Raw genomic sequence first — 17,570 nt, forward strand, 5'->3', positions numbered from 1 at the left:
CCCCCACACCTACGCCGCGCCCTCGCCGCCCGCGACCGAGGCTGCACCTTCCCCGGCTGCGACCGCCCACCCTCCTGGTGCGAAGCACACCACGTCATCCACTGGACACACNNCGGGNTCACCGCCCTNCACAACCTCGTCCTGCTCTGCGGCCACCACCACCGCCAGGTCCACCACGACGGCTGGACCATCCTCTTCACCGACACCGGACACCCCGCCTACATCCCACCCTGGCGCATCGACCCGGCGCAACGCCCACGCCAAAACCCCTACNCCCNCCCNCCCGACCTCCTCACCAGCATCACCTGACCACCGCCAGTCCGCCAGCCTCACTCGGCCGTCGTCATCTCCTGCCGACGGCGTATCACGGAGTGACGGGCTCCGATGGCGTCGCGATCCGGCCTGGCCGACCGTCCGCGCGGTTCCGCGCGGAACCGCGGCGAGCCAGAACACGATGGAGGTGCGATGTCCTTGCGCGTAGCAGCAGCGTCCGTCCAACTCCGACGGACCGCCATCCCGCCAGCCTGGCGGCATCGGTGCTCTCGCCCGTCGGCGCAGGAGCTCCAAGCGGCGCCCGACCACCGACGTCCACCCAGGACCGGCTAGACGAGCGCACCCCAGGGTCCGGTGATGACGCAGGTCAGGCCCGGGTACTGGAGGTTGACGAACAGGTGCCGGCCGGCCGCGGTGAACCGGGCGCCAGCCGTCTCCCTCGCGCCCACCGGTCCCGGCCTCGGAGGCGACGAAGGCGAGCTGGCCGCCGGCCCAGTCGGCGCCCGCCAGGCCGAGGAAGCGGGCGCCGCCGCGACCCCGAGCAGGCTCGATCGTGGGGAGCGCCCGAGCAGAACCAGGTCGAGCGGGAGGGCCCGCGCGAAGCGGGGCAGCGCAGGGGCAGATGACCCGGGCAGCGCAGAGCAGGGCAGGCACACTGCCCGAGGGGAGTCGCGGTGTCCGAGGCGGCGATGGCCCGCGGCGCGGCCGGTTTCCGCGCAGCCGGGCTGCCGGTGTTTCACCTCGTCCGGCTCTACCTGCCGGACGGCTCGAATGCGGAGCGCTGCCGGCGCGCCTCGATCGCCGCCGGCAGGCGCCTGGTCTGCTCCGGCAGCGACGGCAGCCAGCTCCACCCCGCGTTGGCGCCGCCGGGCGGCGGCGTGCGCCTGGACGATCGTGCGTTGTTGGCGGGCGCCACGCAGCGGGTGGGGCCGCGGGAATGGGCGCTGTTCAAGCCCCGGTGGGGCGGGTTCTACGCGACCCGGCTCGCCGACGAGCTGCTCGCGCTGGGCGTCGACACCGTGGCCGTGGTCGGCGCCAACTTCCCCAACTGCCCCCGGACGACCGTCTACGAGGCCAGCGAACGCGACTTCGATGTCGTGGTCGTCGCCGACGCGATCTCCCGGATCTACCCCCGGGGAGTGGCCGAGTGTCGCGACATCGGTGCCCGGGTGCTTGACACAGACGAGCTCCTCGACCTCCTTGCGCCCACCGCCGGTACGGCGGCTACGACGCGGACCGGCGAAGGAACCCGTCCAGCAGGGCCGCGAGGCCGACCGGGTCGGTGAGCATCGGCAGATGGCCGCCGGGAATCTCGACGGGGTCGACACCGAGAGAGATCCGGGCACGATCCCGCTCGGTCTCGAGGGCGAACATCTCATCGTCGGCGGCGCAGACGACGACGGTGGGTAGCGCGGCCCGTTCTGCGCGGCCGAGCGGGTAGCGGTCGGCGGCGGGGGCCATCGGCCGCAGCCGGGCGGCGAAGTGCCAGGCCCGTTCCGGTTCCAGCCGCGGGTACAGCGCCGCAACCGCCATCGACGGGTCCCAGACGCTGACGCCGTCGGGGCCCGCCGGCGGCCAGGGAAAGCCCGCGCGCAGCGGGCCGAGCCCCGGGCAGAGGAGCACGGTGAGTGCCGCGGGTAGCGTCGCCGAGACGAGCGGGGCGTAGGCGGCGCCCATCGAATGTCCGACGACCACGATCGGATCGCCGTCGTCCGTCCGGGCGACGGGCAGGGCGGCGAGGGCGGGGCGGACGCGCTCCGCGTAGGTCGTGGCGGGGTCGCCGAGCGGCAGATCCGGGGCCAGCACGCGGTGTCCACGAGAACGCAGGTCGGCGACGACGTCGTCCCAGCAGGTCGGGTCGTGCCAGGCCCCGTGCAACAGGCAGATGACCCCCACCCGCCAAGGCTATCCGGGCCGCGCACCGGCGCCACCCACCCACGGTCACCCAGGCCGCCCACCCGAGCCGCTCCCCCACGGTCACCCAGGCCACCCACCAGCNCAGCCCGAAGTCACCCGGGCCGCCCGCCGGCACCACACCCCCCCGCCCGGCGTCGCCTGCGCGCCTGCGCCACCGCGCCACCGCGCCACCGCGCCACCGCGCCACCGCGCCACCGCGCCACCGCGCCACCGCGCCAGAATCCCCCGGGCCACGCGGTGACCACCCGGCCCGGAGGCCGTTGTCCATCTGTTTCGGAAACTCTGCGAATGCGGCCGAGTCGGCGAGTCGACAGGCCGGCGCCGGACGAACAGTCTCGCGATATTCACCCAACAGGTGCGCGACCATTGCTCCGTGTTGGCCGTAGGCTCATACCTCTAGACAATCCAGGGTCGATCGCAAAGATGCTGCGTTGTTCTGCACACTCCGGACGGTGGGTGGAGCCGGCCGGATTGTGGCCCTCTGGCGACCCCTCGCGGCCGGCCCGACACGGCGGCGGGCCATTCCGGTCGGGGCAGGATCGTTCCGTGTTCCACCCATTCGAGCGAATGATGACGACGGTCGGCCGGCGTGCCGGGAAATCATCCGCCGAGACGGCGCCACTGCGGCCCACTCCCGCCTGCGCATCTCCCGACCAGGTGCACCCCACCGGCCGGTGCACCTTGGCGACCTGGGCACCTAACCGGCCCGGACAGCCAACCGACCGGACAATTCACCGACGTGCGCACTCTCCGGCCTGCACTCGTCGCAGCCTGCGCACGTCACCGGCTTCGGCATCCACCTGCCCGGCGTCCCAGCGGTCCGGCACGCCCGCGGCCCCCGGAGCCGGCAGGTTACACAGAGCCGCAAGTCAAGCAAGTCAGGCAAGACGGACGCAACGGTCAGACCGCGCACATCTGACAGACAACGCGGACCGGGCGATTGGGCGCCTAATCGGGGGCCCCTGTGGTCACTTCGGGCCACACAAGCCTGTCGACAGGACTACCGGAGGAGTCCGGACGGGCTCTGGTGCCCAGCCGACGCTTCGCTTCGTGGTGAGGCCCCTCGGCGGGCGCTGGCGCTTCCACCCGCCGAGGGGCGGTGCCCCACCGCTCAGCGACCGCCGGTACGGCGGCAGGGCACGATCCGGTAGCCGGCGATGCCGGCGAGGGTGCGGGCGTGTTCCTCCGCGAGCGACGCCTCTGACCAGCCAACGAGGGTCTCGACCGGCCCGCCGTCCGCATCGAGCACTGTGATCGCGTAGTCCGACGTCCGCGGGCCCTGGGGCGGGATCCAGTGCCGACCCGGCCGGCGGACCGGCAGGCTCCGCGGGGGTACCCGAATCGGGGAGGGGCGGGGGGCACGAGTGGTCGGTGTGCATGGAGCACATCGGTAGTCGGGGNGCCGCCGGTATCGGGACCAAGGTCCCGTCGCGCCACCCGTGTGAGCCAGATTCGGCGGAATGTCCCCCCCATCCCGGGTAGACCCCGGCAGAGTCGAGGACGAATCACCCCCATCGGGGGTCCGCGATGTGGCGTGCACAACCTCTTCGTCCTCGAGGGGAGGGGATACGGAACTCGGTATTCCTGCCGAAGGGCTCGATGGTGTCACGAAACCTCCTCGAAACGGCGTTAACCGGATCACCGGTGCCGGGGGCACTCCCGCGGTACCCACCTGGGTGGCCCGAGCGTGCCTCGGTTGGTGCCATGACACACTTCGACCCCAGCTCGGCGACAGAGTGCAATAGATGGGTGCTCGTCCCGCAAGGACTTGTTGCGCCCCTCGAAACGGATGCGGCCCGGAGGTTGACGGTGGAGGCTGAACGGCAACGCAATGATGCGCTGGACCAGCTGGCAACCATGCTCCAATCCCTGATCGGAGACAACGAGACCAACATCAGCAGACTCGCGGAAAGGACCGGATTCAAAAGGCAGCAGGTATCCCGGGCGGTCAACGGCCGGGAGGTACCTTCGCCGGACCTCTCCGACGCCCTGGATGTCGTTCTCCCCTGCGGGGGGGCAATTAGGCGGCTGCGTGACGCCGCCGACCGGGAGAAGCGGGCGCGACGCCTCGGTGTCGTGCCCCCCATGAGAAAACCGACTGATGAATACGTTCCTGCACCGGAGGGGATGCTCGTAGCCAATGGTGCACGGACGATCGATCAAGGGGTGATTTCCACGAACCGGCGAGAGTTCGCGGCCCTGCCCGCGCTGCCCGCCCTGTCCGCCCTGGCGGTCTCCACCCGCCAGCGCATCGAGACCGGCAGCGCCTCCGACCGCACGCTCGACGAGCTGGAGTCCGACGTCGACGAGATCGCCCAGGTCTACGGCTCCGCCCCGCACGCCGCCCTGCTCGGCGAGGTGGCCGGGCGCTGGAAGCAGATCGAGGCGATCCTCGACGGCCGGATGTCCGCGGGCACCCGCAGCCGGGTGACCCTGCTCGGCGGCCAGCTCACCTATTTCCTCGGCCGGCTGGCCTTCAATACTGATGACTTCCGCTCCGCCCGTCGGTTCGCCGGCCTCGCCGGAACGTATGCGAACGAGATCGGCGAGCCCGTTCTCATCATGTCGGTCGCGGCACTGCAGAGTTCCATCGCCTATCACACTCAGCGCTATCGCCAGGCCATTGCCGCGCTGAGCGTCGTCCGCCACGTGAATCACCCGTACATGGATGCAAGAATGGCCGCGTACGAGGCCCGGGCTTACGCGAAGGCGGGCGACAACGACAACGCCCGGCGCGCGTTGAACCGGATGGAGGCGGCGTCCTGCGCGATGGCGCCGATGCCGGGAGAAACCCCGGTCGGCCCGGCGGCGGTCGCCATGTTCCGGTCCGGCGTCGCCATCACTATGGGCGACGCCGACATGGNCCGTGAATGGGCGCCGATCGCGGTGGCGGGTTACCGCCGCAGAGGCGCCGACTTCACCGTCGAGGAATCACAGCACGCCTCCATGTCCGACGCCTCCCGACATCTCCTCGGCCCCGACGCGGAACCCGAGGAGGCGGCCCGCATAGCAATGGAGGTGATGACGAGCGCACCGGCCGAACTGACGCACACCGTGAAATCCCGGCTGCGGCAGTGCGCGTCATCCTTTTCCCCGTCGCATCATCGACTGCCCGCGGTCTCGTCCTTTCTCGAGGCGTGCCGCACGCTGCCGGCCGGAACGCCGGTATGACGACGGCAAAGATGGTCGAAACGACCATCCCGACGCTCACGACGGAACGCCTGGTTCTGCGGCCGCTCGACAATGCCGACGTCCCCGGTTTCGTCGAGATCTGGTCTGATCCCGAGTTCACCCGCTACATCGGTGGACGATGCGATCCGGACAGCGTGTGGCACGCGATGGCCGGGAACATCGGCTGTTGGGCGCTGACCGGCGTGGGCCCCTGGGCGGTCGTGGAGCGGTCGACCGGGTCGCTCGTCGGCCGCGCCGGGCTATGGACCGAACCCGGCTGGCCCGGCGTCGAGGCCGTCTGGTTCATCCGCCGCGACCGCTGGGGCCGCGGCTACGCACGCGAGGCCGCCACCGCCGCCATCGGNTGGGTCTTCGCGCAGCGGCCGGACCTCGCCGAGGTCGTGTCGGTCATCCTGCCGGAGAACACCGCGTCGGTCCGTGTCGCCGAACGGCTCGGCATGACCCCGCAGCGCCTGGAGTTCCTCCACGGTGAGGACCACGCCATCTACACGATCAACCGGACCGACTGGGCCGCCGTCCTGCCCGCGCAGGCCGTACAGAACGCCCACTGACGGCGCAGCACCCGCACGCGCACCCCGTCGCCCCACACGCGTACGCCGCACCTCGCACGCACCACAGCCGCCCCTCGCATGCCGCCCCTCGCACCTCGCATGTCAGAGCACAGGCAGACGACCGGCGATCCACCAAGCACCGCGGGCACAACGCGTCAAAACACAACGGGACACCACGCAACGCGACGAACGGTGGCCGGGCCCAGGATCACAACCGGGCCCGGACCGTCACCGATGCGCGGCGAGGCCGTCCAGGACGACCCTGACCGCCCCACGGCTGACCGCGGTGGGCACGGGCATCGCGGCCGCCGCCTGGGTCAGGCCCCGGACCAGGAAGTAGAGCTCGTCGACGGAGACGTCCGGGCGGGCCACCCCCGCGTCCTGCGCGCGGCGCAACACGGCGTCGACGGCATCGCGCAGCCGCCGGGCCGCGTCCGCCGCGCCGGAGGGGACCTGGTCGGCGGCGCCGAGCAGGTTCGCCAGCGTCACCTTCGTCGCGCCCCGCTCGACCATCGCGGTGACCAGATCGCCGAGCGCCGGACCCGGCGCGGGCGCGGCCGCGAGCATGCGGGCATGCGTGACGAGGTCGTCGAAATGCCGGACCAGCGTCGCCTCGACGAGGTCGGTCTTGGTCGGGAAGTGACGGAACACCGTGGCGACGCCCACCCCGGCCCGACGGGCCACCTCCTCCGTCGACGCCTGCGCGCCGAGCTCGCCGAACACCTCCTCGGCGGCGGCGAGGATGCGCTCACGGTTNAGCCGGGCGTCCACCCGCATCCGCGACCACCCCTCACCCGACGACGGCACCCCTCCGTCCGTCGTATCACCCCCGCCGCCAAGGCGACGTAAACGAAGTCGTGACTTCGACTAGGATCCGAAGTCGCCACTTCGCTTATCTCGCCAGGAGGTTGAGGATGACCGCCGCCGCCACCCCCACCGAGGTCTTCCACGCGCTCGCCGACGCGGTGCCGCGGCTCGTGCTCGGCGACCGCTCCCAGCTCGAACCGCTCATCGCGCTGTACGCCGAGCCCACCGACGTCCGCCATCCGTTCGCCCCGTTCCCGGCCGAGCCGCTGCGAACCCGCGACGACCTGCGCCGGCACTTCAGCGGGGCGACGGCGGCGGCCGACGGGGTCGAGAGCTTCGCCGCGGTCGAGCGGACCGTGCACGCCACCGCCGACCCGGAGGTCGTCATCGGCGAGTTCCACTACGTCGGCCGGGCGCACGCCCGCGACTTCGACGTCGTGTGCATCTTCGTGCTGCGGGTGCGCGGCGGGCGGATCGTCGAGTCCCGCGACTACACCGACCCCGTCGGGTTCGCCCGGGCGTTCGGCCAGCTCGCCACGCTCGCCGCGGCCCTCGTGGCCTGACCGCCGCGGTCGCCCGCCCGCGACGTACGGCGAGGCATTCGTCCTGCTCGGCGGGAACCGAACGGGCGGCGAACGGCTCAGACCGACGAGGTCAGGCCGACAAGGTCAGGCCGACGAACGGCTCAGACCGACGAGGTCAGGCCGACGGGGACGTGAACTCCGGCTGGTCGATCAGGCGCAGCCAGGAACCGTCCGGCTGGCGGCGGACCACCTGGGCGCGGGCACCCGCGCCGTCCTTCGGTGGGGTCGAGGTCAGGGCGATGTCNCCGCTGGCCAGGGTTGGCAGGGGCGCCTCCTGCTCGAACGGCGGCAGTTGCGGCAGGACCTTCGCCCAGAAGGCGTGGATGGCCTCGCGGCCGACCGTCACGCTGCCCGGCGGGTAGGCCATCACCGCATCCGGCTCGTAGAGCGCCGCGATGCCCTCGGCGTCGCGGACGTTGACCCGCTCGACGAACAGCCGGGTGAGGTCCTCGGGCTGCCACGCCTTGTCGCGCTCCGACATGTGTCCTCCTCGGTGGGGAGCCTGGTCGTGATCCGGGCCGGTCTGGTGCCGTTCCAGGATCTCCAGGCCAGATAGCAGAAGTCCAACAGATGATCCGTATGACTTCCAGAACCAGAACTGCTGGTTGGCCGGAAGATCGGATGCCTCCGATCATCGAGGCGCCCGCACCGGCCACCCGCACCGGCCACCCGCGCCGACGGTGGCGTCGGCGGTGGCGTCGGCGGTGGCCGAATGTAAAGAACCAGTCACCTTTGCCTGCCGATATCCGGACACATCAGACGTACCGGACGCACTCCGCGCGCACCGTCCGACCTGCCCCTTTGGCGCCCCGAGGCCCCCCGGAGGCGGTTGCCCGGGGTAGCTCCTTGGTGGAAATCGCCCTTCCACTGCACTTGCACGAAGTTCGGGCACTGCCTAGTGTTCCTGCTGACTCAGATCAACACGTGGCAGGATTCAGCAATCCGGACCGTCCAGGACCGGACCCGCGAGCTCGCCCTCTTTCTCGGCGAAACCATTCACCGAATACCATCTCGCGGCACCGCCGACTGCCCTTTTATTGGGATGTCACCATCGGCAGGGAGGTTTCCATGCTGCTCGCGGACAAGGTTGTCGTCGTCACCGGTGGCGGCCGCGGGATCGGCGCGGCGCTCGCCGATCAGGCCGCGAAGGCGGGTGCCCGGGCGGTCGTCGTCGCCGACATCGACCTTGCCGTCGCACGAGCGACGGCCCAGCGTGTGGGCCTGCGAGGCACCGTGGTGGAGGCCGTCCGGGCCGACGTCGGATCACCGGCGGACCTCGACGAGCTGGCCCGGCGAACCCGCGAGATGTTCGGCTCCGTCGATGTTTTCTTTTCCAACGCCGGAATCGCGGCAGGCGCCGGGATCGACGCCACCACACGCCAGTGGGCCCGCACCTGGAGCATCAATGTGATGTCTCACGTCCACGCCGCCCGCATTGTGCTTCCGAGCATGCTGGAAAGGGACAGCGGCGCGTTTGTCATCACCGCCTCCGCGGCCGGTCTGCTCAATATCCCCGGGGACGCGCCCTACGCCGTGACGAAGGGCGCCGCGGTCGCTCTTGCGGAATGGCTGGCGCTCACCCATGGCGGCCGCGGCGTGCAGATCAGCGTCCTGTGCCCGCTCGGCGTCCGCACGGACATGCTGGTGGACGCCCTGAACGCCGGTCACGAGACGGCCCGCGCGGTGGTGGCGTCCGGCCCGGTGCTGGAGGCCGACGAGGTCGCCCGATGTGCGATCGAGGGCGTCGCCGAGGGCCGTTTTCTGATAATGCCCCAGGCGCAGACGGCGACGGCGTACGCCGAGAAGGCCGCCGACCCGGAGGGCTGGCTCGCCCGGCACCGCCGGGCCACGGCCGTCCCCGCCTCCTGACGCCCCACCGCGGGCACCGCCGTCGCGGCGTGGCCCGTGTCCGCCGACCCGGCCCGTCCCGCCCGTCACCCAGCCGTCCACCCGGCGGCCGTCCGCCCGGCGGCCGATCATCGTTGGAGAAGTGAGTCCATGCAGGCAAGCGCGCAGCCTCCCGCCGCCGCGGTGGGCACCTCGCCGGCACCGGTCCCGGCGCCCGCCGCGGCCCGGCACCGACGCGACCTCGTCCTCGGGGTGAGCCCGTTCGGCGTGCCCGATCCCCGGCTGGTGGCGGCACTGTGCCACGCCGGCGCCTGGGGCGTGCTCGACCTGGGTCGCGACCCGGTCGCCGCGCTCGCCGCGCTGCACACCACGGCGCGCCTGGTCACCGGCAGGTTCGGGATCCGGCTGGCGCACCCGGGTCTGGTCACGCCCGGGGATCTCGCGGCCTTCGCCGACCGCATCGGCCTCGTCCTGCTCCCGGCGCCGCCGCCCGGTGACGGTCCGGGCCGGGCGGAGCTCGCCGCGCTGCCGGGCGCGCGGCGGCTGGTCGAGGTCACGACGGTCGAGCAGGCCCGGTCGGCGGCGACCGCGGGGGCGCACGGGCTGGTGGCCCGGGGCAACGAGGCCGGCGGCCGGGTTGGTGAGCTCGGCGCGTTCGTCCTGCTCCAGCAGTTGCTCGACGGCGTCGGCCGGGACCTGCCGGTGTGGTGCTGGGGTGGGATCGGGGTGCGCACCGNGGCGGCGGCGGTCGTGGGCGGCGCGGCCGGAGTCGTGCTGGACAGCCAGCTCGCCCTGCTCGCCGAGTCCGACCTGCCCGCCGAGACCGCCGCGGTGCTGCGCCGGATGGACGGCACCGAGACCGTCGTCGCCGCCGGCCACCGGGTCCTGCAGTCCGCGCCGGACCGCCGCACCCACGGCGACGCCGCGACCTGGCCCCCCGAGCAGGTGCTGGGTCGGCTCGGGGGGCGCGGCGCGGGGCAGCTCCTCCCGGTCGGCCAGGACGGCTACCTCGCCAGTGCGTTCGCCGAGCGGTACGGCACGGCGGCGCGTGCCGTCAGGGCGGTGCGCCGCGCGATCGCCGCGACCGCCGGCGGCGCCGAGGCCGCGGCCGCCGCGGCGATCCTCACCGGCGACTCGCCGCTGTGCACCACGCTGGGCCTCACCCGCCCCGTCGCGCAGGGGCCCATGACCCGGGTCAGCGACTCGCCGGCGTTCGCCCGCAGCGTCGCGGGCGACGGCGCGCTGCCGTTCCTCGCGCTGGCGCTGGCCACCGGCGAGCAGGCCCGCCGGTTGCTCGCCGAGACCCGCGACGCGTTGGGTGCGCGGCCCTGGGGGGTCGGCGTCCTCGGGTTCGTCGCCGAGGATCTCCGGGCCGCCCAGCTCGACGCCATCCGGGAGATCCGGCCGTCGTGCGTCATCATCGCCGGGGGCCGGCCGGGCCAGGCCGAGGAGCTCGAACGACTCGGGATCCCCACCTTCCTGCACGTCCCCTCCCCCACCCTGCTGCGCCAGTACCTGGCCGCGGGGGCGCGCCGGTTCGTGTTCGAGGGGGCCGAGTGCGGCGGCCACGTCGGCCCCCGTGGCAGCTTCCCGCTCTGGGAGGCCCAGGCCGGCGTCCTGCTCGACCACCTCGACAACGGGGGCCTCGACAACCGAGACCCCGACGGCAGAGGCTCTGGCCACGCGGGATCCGGCCACACGGGATCCGACGACAGGGGCGGGTCGGCGGGTCGGCGGACCCCCGTCCAGGTGCTGTTCGCCGGCGGCATCCATGACGCCCGGTCCGCGGCGATGGTCGCCGCGCTGGCCGGGCCGCTGGCCGCCCGCGGCGTCGAGGTCGGCCTGCTGATGGGGACCGCCTACCTGTTCACCGGCGAGGCGGTCCGCGACGGCGCCATCGGCGCGGAGTTCCAGCGCCAGGCGCTGCAGGCCCGCGCCACGGCGCTGCTGGCGACCGCGCCGGGCCATCTCACCCGCTGCGTGGCCAGCCCGTTCGTCGACCGGTTCGACGAGCTGCGCGCACAGTTGCGCGCGGACGGCGTCGCCGACCATGAGGCATGGGAGCGGCTCGAACAGCTCAACGTCGGACGGTTACGCCTGGCGAGCAAGGGCCTGGAGCGCCGCGGCGACGAGCTGCTCCGCGTCGACGCCGAACGCCAGCGGTCCGCGGGCCTGTTCATGGCCGGCCAGGTCGCCGTGCTGCGCGCGACCGCGACCACCATCGCGGACCTGCACGACGACGTCACCATCCGGGCCCGCCGGTTCCTCGCCGACCAGGCAGGCCGGGTCCGCAGACTGACCGGCACCCGCCTGGCCGACTCCGCCCCGTCCCCGACCACGATGTTCCCGGCCGCCCCGTCCCCGACCGCGATGTCCCCGGCCGCGATGTCCACCGCCGCCAGGTCCACCGCCGCCGCGTCCACCGCCGTGACGGTCACGAGCCCCACGTCCATGTCCAGCGCGCCCGGCCCCGGCCCGCTGGACATCGCAATCGTGGGGATGGCCTGCGTCTTCCCGGACGCGCCCGACCTCGCGAGCTACTGGTCGAACATCGTCGCCGGGGCGAGCGCGATCGGCCCGGTGCCGGCCGACCGGTGGGATCCCGAGATCTACTTCGACGCCGGCGACGGCGGGGACGGGCGCCCCAGCGGCGAGCGGACCCGGTCGAAGGTGGGCGGGNTTCTGCCGCGGATCCCGTTCGACCCGCTCCGCTACGGCATCCCCCCGTCCGCGTTGACCAGCATCGAACCGGTCCAGCTTCTCGCCCTGGAGACCGCCCGGCGCGCGCTCGAGGACGCCCGCCTCGACCCCACGGGCTTCGACCGCGCCCGCACCGGTGTCGTGTTCGGCACCGAGACGAACAGTGACCTGTCCGCGGCCATCACCCTGCGCGGGCTGCTGCCCGCCTACTACGGTCGGGTACCCGCCGAGCTGGACGAACAGCTACCCAGGGTAACCGAGGAGACGTTCACCGGCATCCTCGGCAACATCATCGCCAACCGCGTCTCGAACCGCCTCGACCTCGGCGGCCCCGCCTACGTCGTCGACGCGGCCTGCGCCTCGTCGCTGACCGCGTTGGACATGGCCTGCAAGGAGCTGCGGTTCGGCACCGCCGACGTGATGCTCTGCGGCGGCGCGGACCTGCACAACGGCATCCTCGACTACCTGATGTTCTCCTCGGTGGGCGCGCTGTCCGCCACGGGGGCGCCCCGGCCGTTCGACGCCTCGGCGGACGGCACCGCGCTCGGCGAGGGCGTCGCCTGCGTCGTGCTCAAGCGGCTCGCCGACGCCGAACGCGACGGCGACCGGGTGTACGCGGTGGTCAAGGGGCTCGGCGCGGCCAGCGACGGGCGGTCGCTCGGCCTGACCGCACCGCGGGCCGACGGGCAGCGCGTGGCGCTGGAACGTGCCTACCGCGCCGCCGGGGTCTCCCCCGCCGACGTCGGCCTCGTGGAGGCGCACGGCACCGGCACGGTCGTCGGCGACCGCACCGAACTCGGCGCGCTCACCGACGTGTTCACGGCCGCGGGCGCGGCGCCGGGGGCCTGCGCGCTCGGCTCGGTGAAGTCGCAGATCGGCCACACCAAGACGGCCGCCGGCCTCGCCGGGCTGGTGAAGGTGGCGCTGGCGCTGCATCACGGCGTGCGCCCGCCGACCCTGGGGGTGCGCGAGCCGAATCCGGCCTGGGACGCGGCGAGCAGCCCGTTCTCGTTCTCGGCCACGGCCCGCCCGTGGCCGGTCGCGCCGGCACGGCGGGTCGCGGCGGTAAGCGCCTTCGGGTTCGGCGGGGCGAACTACCACGCCGTGGTAGCCGGCTATCCGGCGACGGCGGGCGCCCGGCACGCGCTGAACCGCTGGCCCGCCGAGCTGCTACTGATCCGCGGAACGGACCTCGACGCCGCCGGGGAGGCCGTCGAGGAGCTGCGCCGCCTGCTCGCGGCGAACGACGCGGCGGGACGACCGTGGGCGCTGCGGGACTTCGCGGCGACCGCGGCGCGGATGGCGGGGGAGCGCCGCGGGCCGGTGCGCTTCGCCCTCGTCGCCGACGACCTCGACCATCTCGCCGACCTGCTGGCCCGGGCGGCGGCCCCGGACGCGCACCCCGGTCGCGGACTGTTCGTCGCCCCGGCCCCCATCGCCCCGGCCCCCGTCGCCCCGGCCCAGGACGGGGTGGGCGGGTCCGGCGGGTCGTCGCCGGGGCGGGNGGCGGNGCTCTTCCCCGGGCAGGGCAGTCAGCGGCCGGGGATGCTCGCCGAACTGTTCGTCGCCTTCCCTGAGCTGCAGGACTACCTGCGAGCCGGTGACTCCTNGGCGGACCTGCTGCATCCGCCGTCCGCGTTCGGCACAGCGGTGGGAGGCAGCACAGCGGTGGGAGGCGACGCGGGCGCGGACGCCGAGGCGCGGCTGCGCGACACCCGGGTCGCCCAGCCGGCGCTTGGGATCACCGGGCTCGCCGTGCACCACCTGCTGACCCGGCTCGGTGTGCAACCGGACCTGCTCGCCGGGCACAGCTACGGAGAGCTGGTGGCGCTGGCCGCCGGCGGCGCCTTCGACCCGCAGACGCTGCTGGAGCTCAGCGCCGCCCGCGGCCAGTCGATCATGGCTGCGGTGGATGCGGCGGGCAGCGGCGANGGCTCCGATCCGGCCGGACGGGTGAGTGATCCGGGGGCGGCGAGTGATCCGGGGGCAGTGAGTGATCCGGGAGCGATGGCGGCGGTGCGTGCCGGCGCGGCCAGGATCGAGGCGGTGCTCGCGGACGCCGGGCTCGCCGACGAGGTGATTGTGGCCAACCACAACGCCCCCGACCAGTCGGTGATCTCCGGGGCGACGGCCGGCGTCGAGCGGGCCGTCGACCTGCTGCGCGCGGCCGGGCTGGGGGCCGTGCGGCTGCCAGTGGCGTGCGCGTTCCACAGCCCACTGGTCGCCGCCGCCGGTGACCGGTTCGCCGAGGTCCTCGCCCGAACCCGGGTGACGGCGCCGCGGCTGCCGGTGTGGGCGAACCGCACCGCCTCCCCCTACCCCGCCCCGCCCGGCGGCAGCGAACCGGCCGTGGTCGAGGCCGACGGGGGCGCGGCGGTGCGGGCGGAGCTCGCGGCGCAGGTAGGCGCGCCCGTCCGGTTCGTCGACGAGATCGAGGCGATGTACGCCGCCGGGGCACGGGTGTTCGTCGAGGCCGGTCCCGGTCGGGTGCTGACCGGGCTCGTCGACGAGATCCTCGGCGAGCGCCCGCACGTCGCGGTCGCCTGCGACGGGCGCCGCGGTGGCCTGCGGGGTTTCCTCGACGCGGTGGCGCAGCTCGCCGTCGCCGGGGTGGCGTTGCACCCGGACTGGCTGGTCGAAGGACGCGATGCCGCCGACCTGCGGGGCAGTCGGCCACCGGTCCGCCCACGGTGGAGCGTGTCCGGCCGGGCGGTGTTGACCGCGGACGGCGAGCCGCTGCCGGGCGGGCTCGCACCGGCCCGGCGGGTCCCCCTCGCACCGGCCGACCACGCGGGCATCCCTGGATGGTCGGCCGCCGGGCAACCGGTGGCGGCCGCGAAGTCGGCGGCGCCGGCCCGAACGCCGGTGTCCGGGCAGCCCGCGACGCTCGCGCAAACCCCTGTAGGCAGCCTGCCCACCGCACTCGCGCAGCCGAGGGCACTCGAACAGGCGACGGCGTTCACACAGCCGGGGACGCTCGCGCAACCGGGGACACTCGGACAGGAGACCGTCGTGGGACGGGCCGCGGACGTGCCGACCCGGGAGGCTCTGGTCGGCCACTTCCTCACGACCGCGCGGGACATGCTCGCCGCCCAGCGCGACGTCCTGCTGTCCTATCTGGGCACCCCGGCCGCCCCGGCCGGAACCGGCCTGGTGACGCCGTCGGCCCCCGCCGTGGTGGGCATAACGGCACCGGTGGTGGGCCTGCCAGCGGACATCGCCCCGGCGGGGACGGATGGCCTGCCCAGCGGCGGTGACGGCCGACCTGCCGCGGCCGGCGGCCGACCTGCCGCGGCGGACGGCAGATCTGCCGCGGGGAACGGGGGCGGTCCCGCGGCGGTCGACGTCGGCGCGGTCGTGCTCGATCTCCTCGCGGGCAGCACCGGCTACCCCACCGAAATGATCGAACCCGACCTGGACCTCGAGACCGACCTGTCGGTCAACTCCATCAAACGCACCGAGATCGCCGGCCTGCTCACCCAACGGCTGAACCTCACCGACGCACTCAGCCCCCGCGCCGTCGAGGAACTCAGCCGACTGCGCACCGTCCGCGCCATCACCACCTGGCTCGCCGAGCACACCCCGGCTGCGGACCCGGCTGCGGACCCGGCTGCGGACCCGGCCATCCCGGCCACACCCGGGGAGGCCGAGCTCCAAGGCGTCGTGCTCGATCTCCTCGCGGGCAGCACCGGCTACCCCACCGAAATGATCGAACCCGACCTGGACCTCGAGACCGACCTGTCGGTCAACTCCATCAAACGCACCGAGATCGCCGGCCTGCTCACCCAACGGCTGAACCTCACCGACGCACTCGGCCCCCGCGCCGTCGAGGAACTCAGCCGACTGCGCACCGTCCGCGCCATCACCACCTGGCTCGCCGAGCACACCGCGGCTGCGGCATCTCCGACCGCCACAGCACCTCCGAGCGCCACGGCACCCGCGGCGGCTACTGGGACGGTCACGCCGGTCGTCGACTCCGGCCCAGGCGAGCCCGGCGGGCGCGGACGCGGTGGTGGGCGGGCGCCGACCCGGTTCGTGCTCACGACCGTCCCCGCGCCGCTGATCGCCGACACGGTCGACCTCACCGGCACCGACTGGACGGTGTTCGGCGACGTGACGGTGCACCACGTCGCCGACCCGGTGGTAGCCCGGCTGGCGGACCTCGGGGCGGCGGTCACCGCGCGCACCGCCGCCGAGCTGGCCGAGGCGCCGCCGCAGCGGCTGGACGGGGTGCTCTACCTGTGCGGTTGGGGTCGCGCCGAGGGCGAGCCGGAGCTGCCGGAGACGTTCACGGCGATCCGCGCGGCGTTGCGCGCCGGGCCCCGCTGGGTGCTCGCCGTCAGCCCGCTCGCCGTCAGCCCGCTCGCCGCCGACCCGACCGGCCCCGCCAACCGGACCTCCCTGGCCGGACCCGCCGACCCTGCCGAACCCACCGAACCCACCGGACCAGGGCGGGCGCTGCCCACCGAGCGCGCCGCCGGCCTGCGCGGGCTGTTCCGGACGCTGGCGAGGGAATACCCGGACCGGCTGGTGCGACTCATCGAGCTCGACGCCACCACCGCGGCGGCGGACATCCTGGTCGCCGAGCTCGGCCGGCCCACCGGGGCTGGGGCGGTCGTCGTCCACCGCGGTGGCGCCCGGCTCGGCGAACAGCTCACGGCGGTGCCGCCGGGGCCGCTGGCCGCGGCCGGCGCGGGGCCCGCCGCCGACGGCGCGGCGGAGGCCGAGGCGCTCGGCCTCGACCGCGACGCCGTCATCCTGCTCGTCGGCGGGGCCCGGGGCATCACCGCCGGGTTCACGACGCTGCTCGCCGGCGCCGCGCGCTGCCGGCTGGAACTCGCCGGGCGCACCGCGCCGCCGGCCGCGGAGCATCCCCGCACCGCCGGGATCGTCGACCGCGCCGGCCTGATCCAGGCGGTGCGCGAGCTCGGGCACCGCACGCCCGGCGAGGCGCGCCGCGCGGTCGCCGCCCTCCTCGCCGGACGGGAGATCACCGCGACCCTCGCCGACGTCGAGGCGCGCGGCGGCCAGGCCCGCTACCGACAGCTCGACGTCCTCGACGCCGACGCCGTCCAGCAGGCGGTCAAGCAGGTCTTCGCCCGCCACGGCCGCCTCGACGGCGTCGTCTACTCGGCCGGGGTCATCGAGGACGCCCTCGTCGCGGACAAGGATCCGCAGTCGTTCCGGCGGGTGTTCGACACCAAGGTCGCCGGGGCGCGGACCCTGCTCGCCGCGCTCGCCGAACTGCCCGTCGCGCCCCGGTTCCTGACCTTCTTCGGCAGCATCGCGGGCGTCCTGGGCAACCGCGGCCAAGGGGACTACGCGGCCGCCAATGACGCGCTGGAGACCCTCGGGGCCGCCTGGTCCCACCACCGGGACACCCGGACGATCACCGTGCACTGGGGTCCCTGGGCACCGTCGGCCGCGCATCCGGGAATGGTCGATCCGGGGCTCGAGGCGGAGTTCGCGCGCCGCGGGGTGGACCTCATCGACCCCGACGCCGGTCACCTGTGCCTGCTGCGCGAGCTCGCCTGGGGGCCCCGCGACCTGCCCGCGGTCGTCTACTCGGCTTCGAGCTGGTAGCCGGCCACTGCGGCCCGGCCCTCGCCGCTGCCTGTGGCCACCGGCCGGGCGCGCCTCCCGCCAAGGTCACGCCCGGCTCACCGCCCCGGCCCCACCCGCCCCGAGTCCCACCCGT

The 17,570-nt window shown here is 74.0% G+C and carries 10 protein-coding genes and 8 pseudogenes; 13 read left to right on the forward strand and 5 right to left on the reverse strand.

Annotation, left to right across the window (positions count from 1 at the left end):
• The 3 genes and pseudogenes from FF86_RS58285 to FF86_RS26595 form a co-directional block, all read left to right on the forward strand.
• On the forward strand, positions 1–111 hold a 111-nt coding region (locus FF86_RS58285), incomplete at both ends, for an HNH endonuclease signature motif containing protein (RefSeq protein WP_242419678.1).
• Between the two features lie 18 nt (positions 112–129).
• Positions 130–273: pseudogene (locus tag FF86_RS68530) on the forward strand (HNH nuclease); the annotation flags it as partial.
• Between the two features lie 674 nt (positions 274–947).
• A complete protein-coding gene (locus tag FF86_RS26595; protein WP_236706562.1) occupies positions 948–1,559 on the forward strand; it encodes a cysteine hydrolase family protein in 612 nt (203 codons plus the stop codon).
• Here the strand turns inward: FF86_RS26595 and FF86_RS26600 are convergent.
• Both FF86_RS26600 and FF86_RS34395 read right to left on the reverse strand, forming a co-directional pair.
• The gene (locus tag FF86_RS26600) at positions 1,498–2,169 is read right to left on the reverse strand and encodes an alpha/beta fold hydrolase (RefSeq protein WP_055410486.1); all 672 of its coding nucleotides are present in this window, start codon (positions 2,167–2,169) and stop codon (positions 1,498–1,500) included. The two genes, FF86_RS26595 and FF86_RS26600, sit on opposite strands and share 62 nt — an antisense overlap.
• Positions 2,170–3,301: 1,132 nt before the next feature.
• Complete coding sequence (locus FF86_RS34395; RefSeq protein ID WP_157866992.1) at positions 3,302–3,439, reverse strand: hypothetical protein; 138 nt, start codon at positions 3,437–3,439, stop codon at positions 3,302–3,304.
• Positions 3,440–5,357: 1,918 nt separating this feature from the next.
• Between FF86_RS34395 and FF86_RS58295 the strand changes: the two genes are divergently transcribed.
• Positions 5,358–5,725: GNAT family N-acetyltransferase (locus tag FF86_RS58295; protein WP_242419673.1), on the forward strand; the 368-nt coding region annotated here is incomplete at its 3' end.
• A 1-nt stretch (position 5,726) separates the two neighbouring features.
• Positions 5,727–5,933, forward strand: a pseudogene (locus tag FF86_RS58300) (GNAT family N-acetyltransferase); the annotation flags it as partial.
• A 228-nt stretch (positions 5,934–6,161) separates the two neighbouring features.
• On the opposite strand, the gene FF86_RS26615 reads toward FF86_RS58300, so the two are convergent.
• Positions 6,162–6,689 (reverse strand): TetR/AcrR family transcriptional regulator (locus tag FF86_RS26615; protein ID WP_242419674.1); only part of this gene is annotated, 528 nt, incomplete at its 5' end.
• A gap of 158 nt (positions 6,690–6,847) precedes the next feature.
• Between FF86_RS26615 and FF86_RS26620 the strand changes: the two genes are divergently transcribed.
• Positions 6,848–7,303 (forward strand): nuclear transport factor 2 family protein, encoded by a 456-nt coding sequence (locus FF86_RS26620; RefSeq protein ID WP_044888426.1) that lies wholly within the window; start codon positions 6,848–6,850, stop codon positions 7,301–7,303.
• Between the two features lie 136 nt (positions 7,304–7,439).
• Here the strand turns inward: FF86_RS26620 and FF86_RS58305 are convergent.
• Both FF86_RS58305 and FF86_RS58310 read right to left on the reverse strand, forming a co-directional pair.
• Positions 7,440–7,568 (reverse strand): annotated as a pseudogene (locus FF86_RS58305) (DUF4440 domain-containing protein); the annotation flags it as partial.
• Between the two features lies 1 nt (position 7,569).
• Positions 7,570–7,805: pseudogene (locus FF86_RS58310) on the reverse strand (YybH family protein); the annotation flags it as partial.
• A gap of 587 nt (positions 7,806–8,392) precedes the next feature.
• Here FF86_RS58310 and FF86_RS26630 point away from each other — a divergent pair.
• The 7 genes and pseudogenes from FF86_RS26630 (at position 8,393) to FF86_RS58340 (ending at position 17,455) form a co-directional block, all read left to right on the forward strand.
• Entirely contained in the window at positions 8,393–9,193 is an 801-nt protein-coding gene (locus FF86_RS26630; protein WP_044888424.1) for an SDR family oxidoreductase, read from the forward strand.
• A gap of 129 nt (positions 9,194–9,322) precedes the next feature.
• On the forward strand, positions 9,323–9,908 hold a 586-nt coding region (locus tag FF86_RS58315), incomplete at its 3' end, for a hypothetical protein (protein WP_396230110.1).
• A gap of 1 nt (position 9,909) precedes the next feature.
• Positions 9,910–11,851: pseudogene (locus FF86_RS58320) on the forward strand (beta-ketoacyl synthase N-terminal-like domain-containing protein); the annotation flags it as partial.
• Between the two features lies 1 nt (position 11,852).
• Positions 11,853–13,376, forward strand: a pseudogene (locus FF86_RS58325) (polyketide synthase); the annotation flags it as partial.
• 7 nt (positions 13,377–13,383) lie between these two features.
• A pseudogene (locus FF86_RS58330) lies at positions 13,384–13,481 on the forward strand (hypothetical protein); the annotation flags it as partial.
• Position 13,482: 1 nt separating this feature from the next.
• A pseudogene (locus tag FF86_RS58335) lies at positions 13,483–13,803 on the forward strand (acyltransferase domain-containing protein); the annotation flags it as partial.
• Between the two features lie 58 nt (positions 13,804–13,861).
• Positions 13,862–17,455 carry an SDR family NAD(P)-dependent oxidoreductase gene (locus FF86_RS58340; RefSeq protein ID WP_242419675.1) on the forward strand — a complete coding sequence of 1,198 codons (3,594 nt, stop codon included), beginning with the start codon at positions 13,862–13,864 and terminating at the stop codon, positions 17,453–17,455.
• Positions 17,456–17,570 lie beyond the last annotated feature (115 nt).

This window comes from Frankia sp. CpI1-P (assembly GCF_001421075.1).
Taxonomy (GTDB): Bacteria; Actinomycetota; Actinomycetes; order Frankiales; family Frankiaceae; genus Frankia; species Frankia torreyi.

Excerpts from the sequence above, each read along its gene's own strand:
- FF86_RS26630 (WP_044888424.1), top strand. The coding sequence starts at position 8,393 with ATGCTGCTCGCGGACAAGGTTGTCGTCGTCACCGGTGGCGGCCGCGGG.
- FF86_RS26620 (WP_044888426.1), top strand. The coding sequence starts at position 6,848 with ATGACCGCCGCCGCCACCCCCACCGAGGTCTTCCACGCGCTCGCCGAC.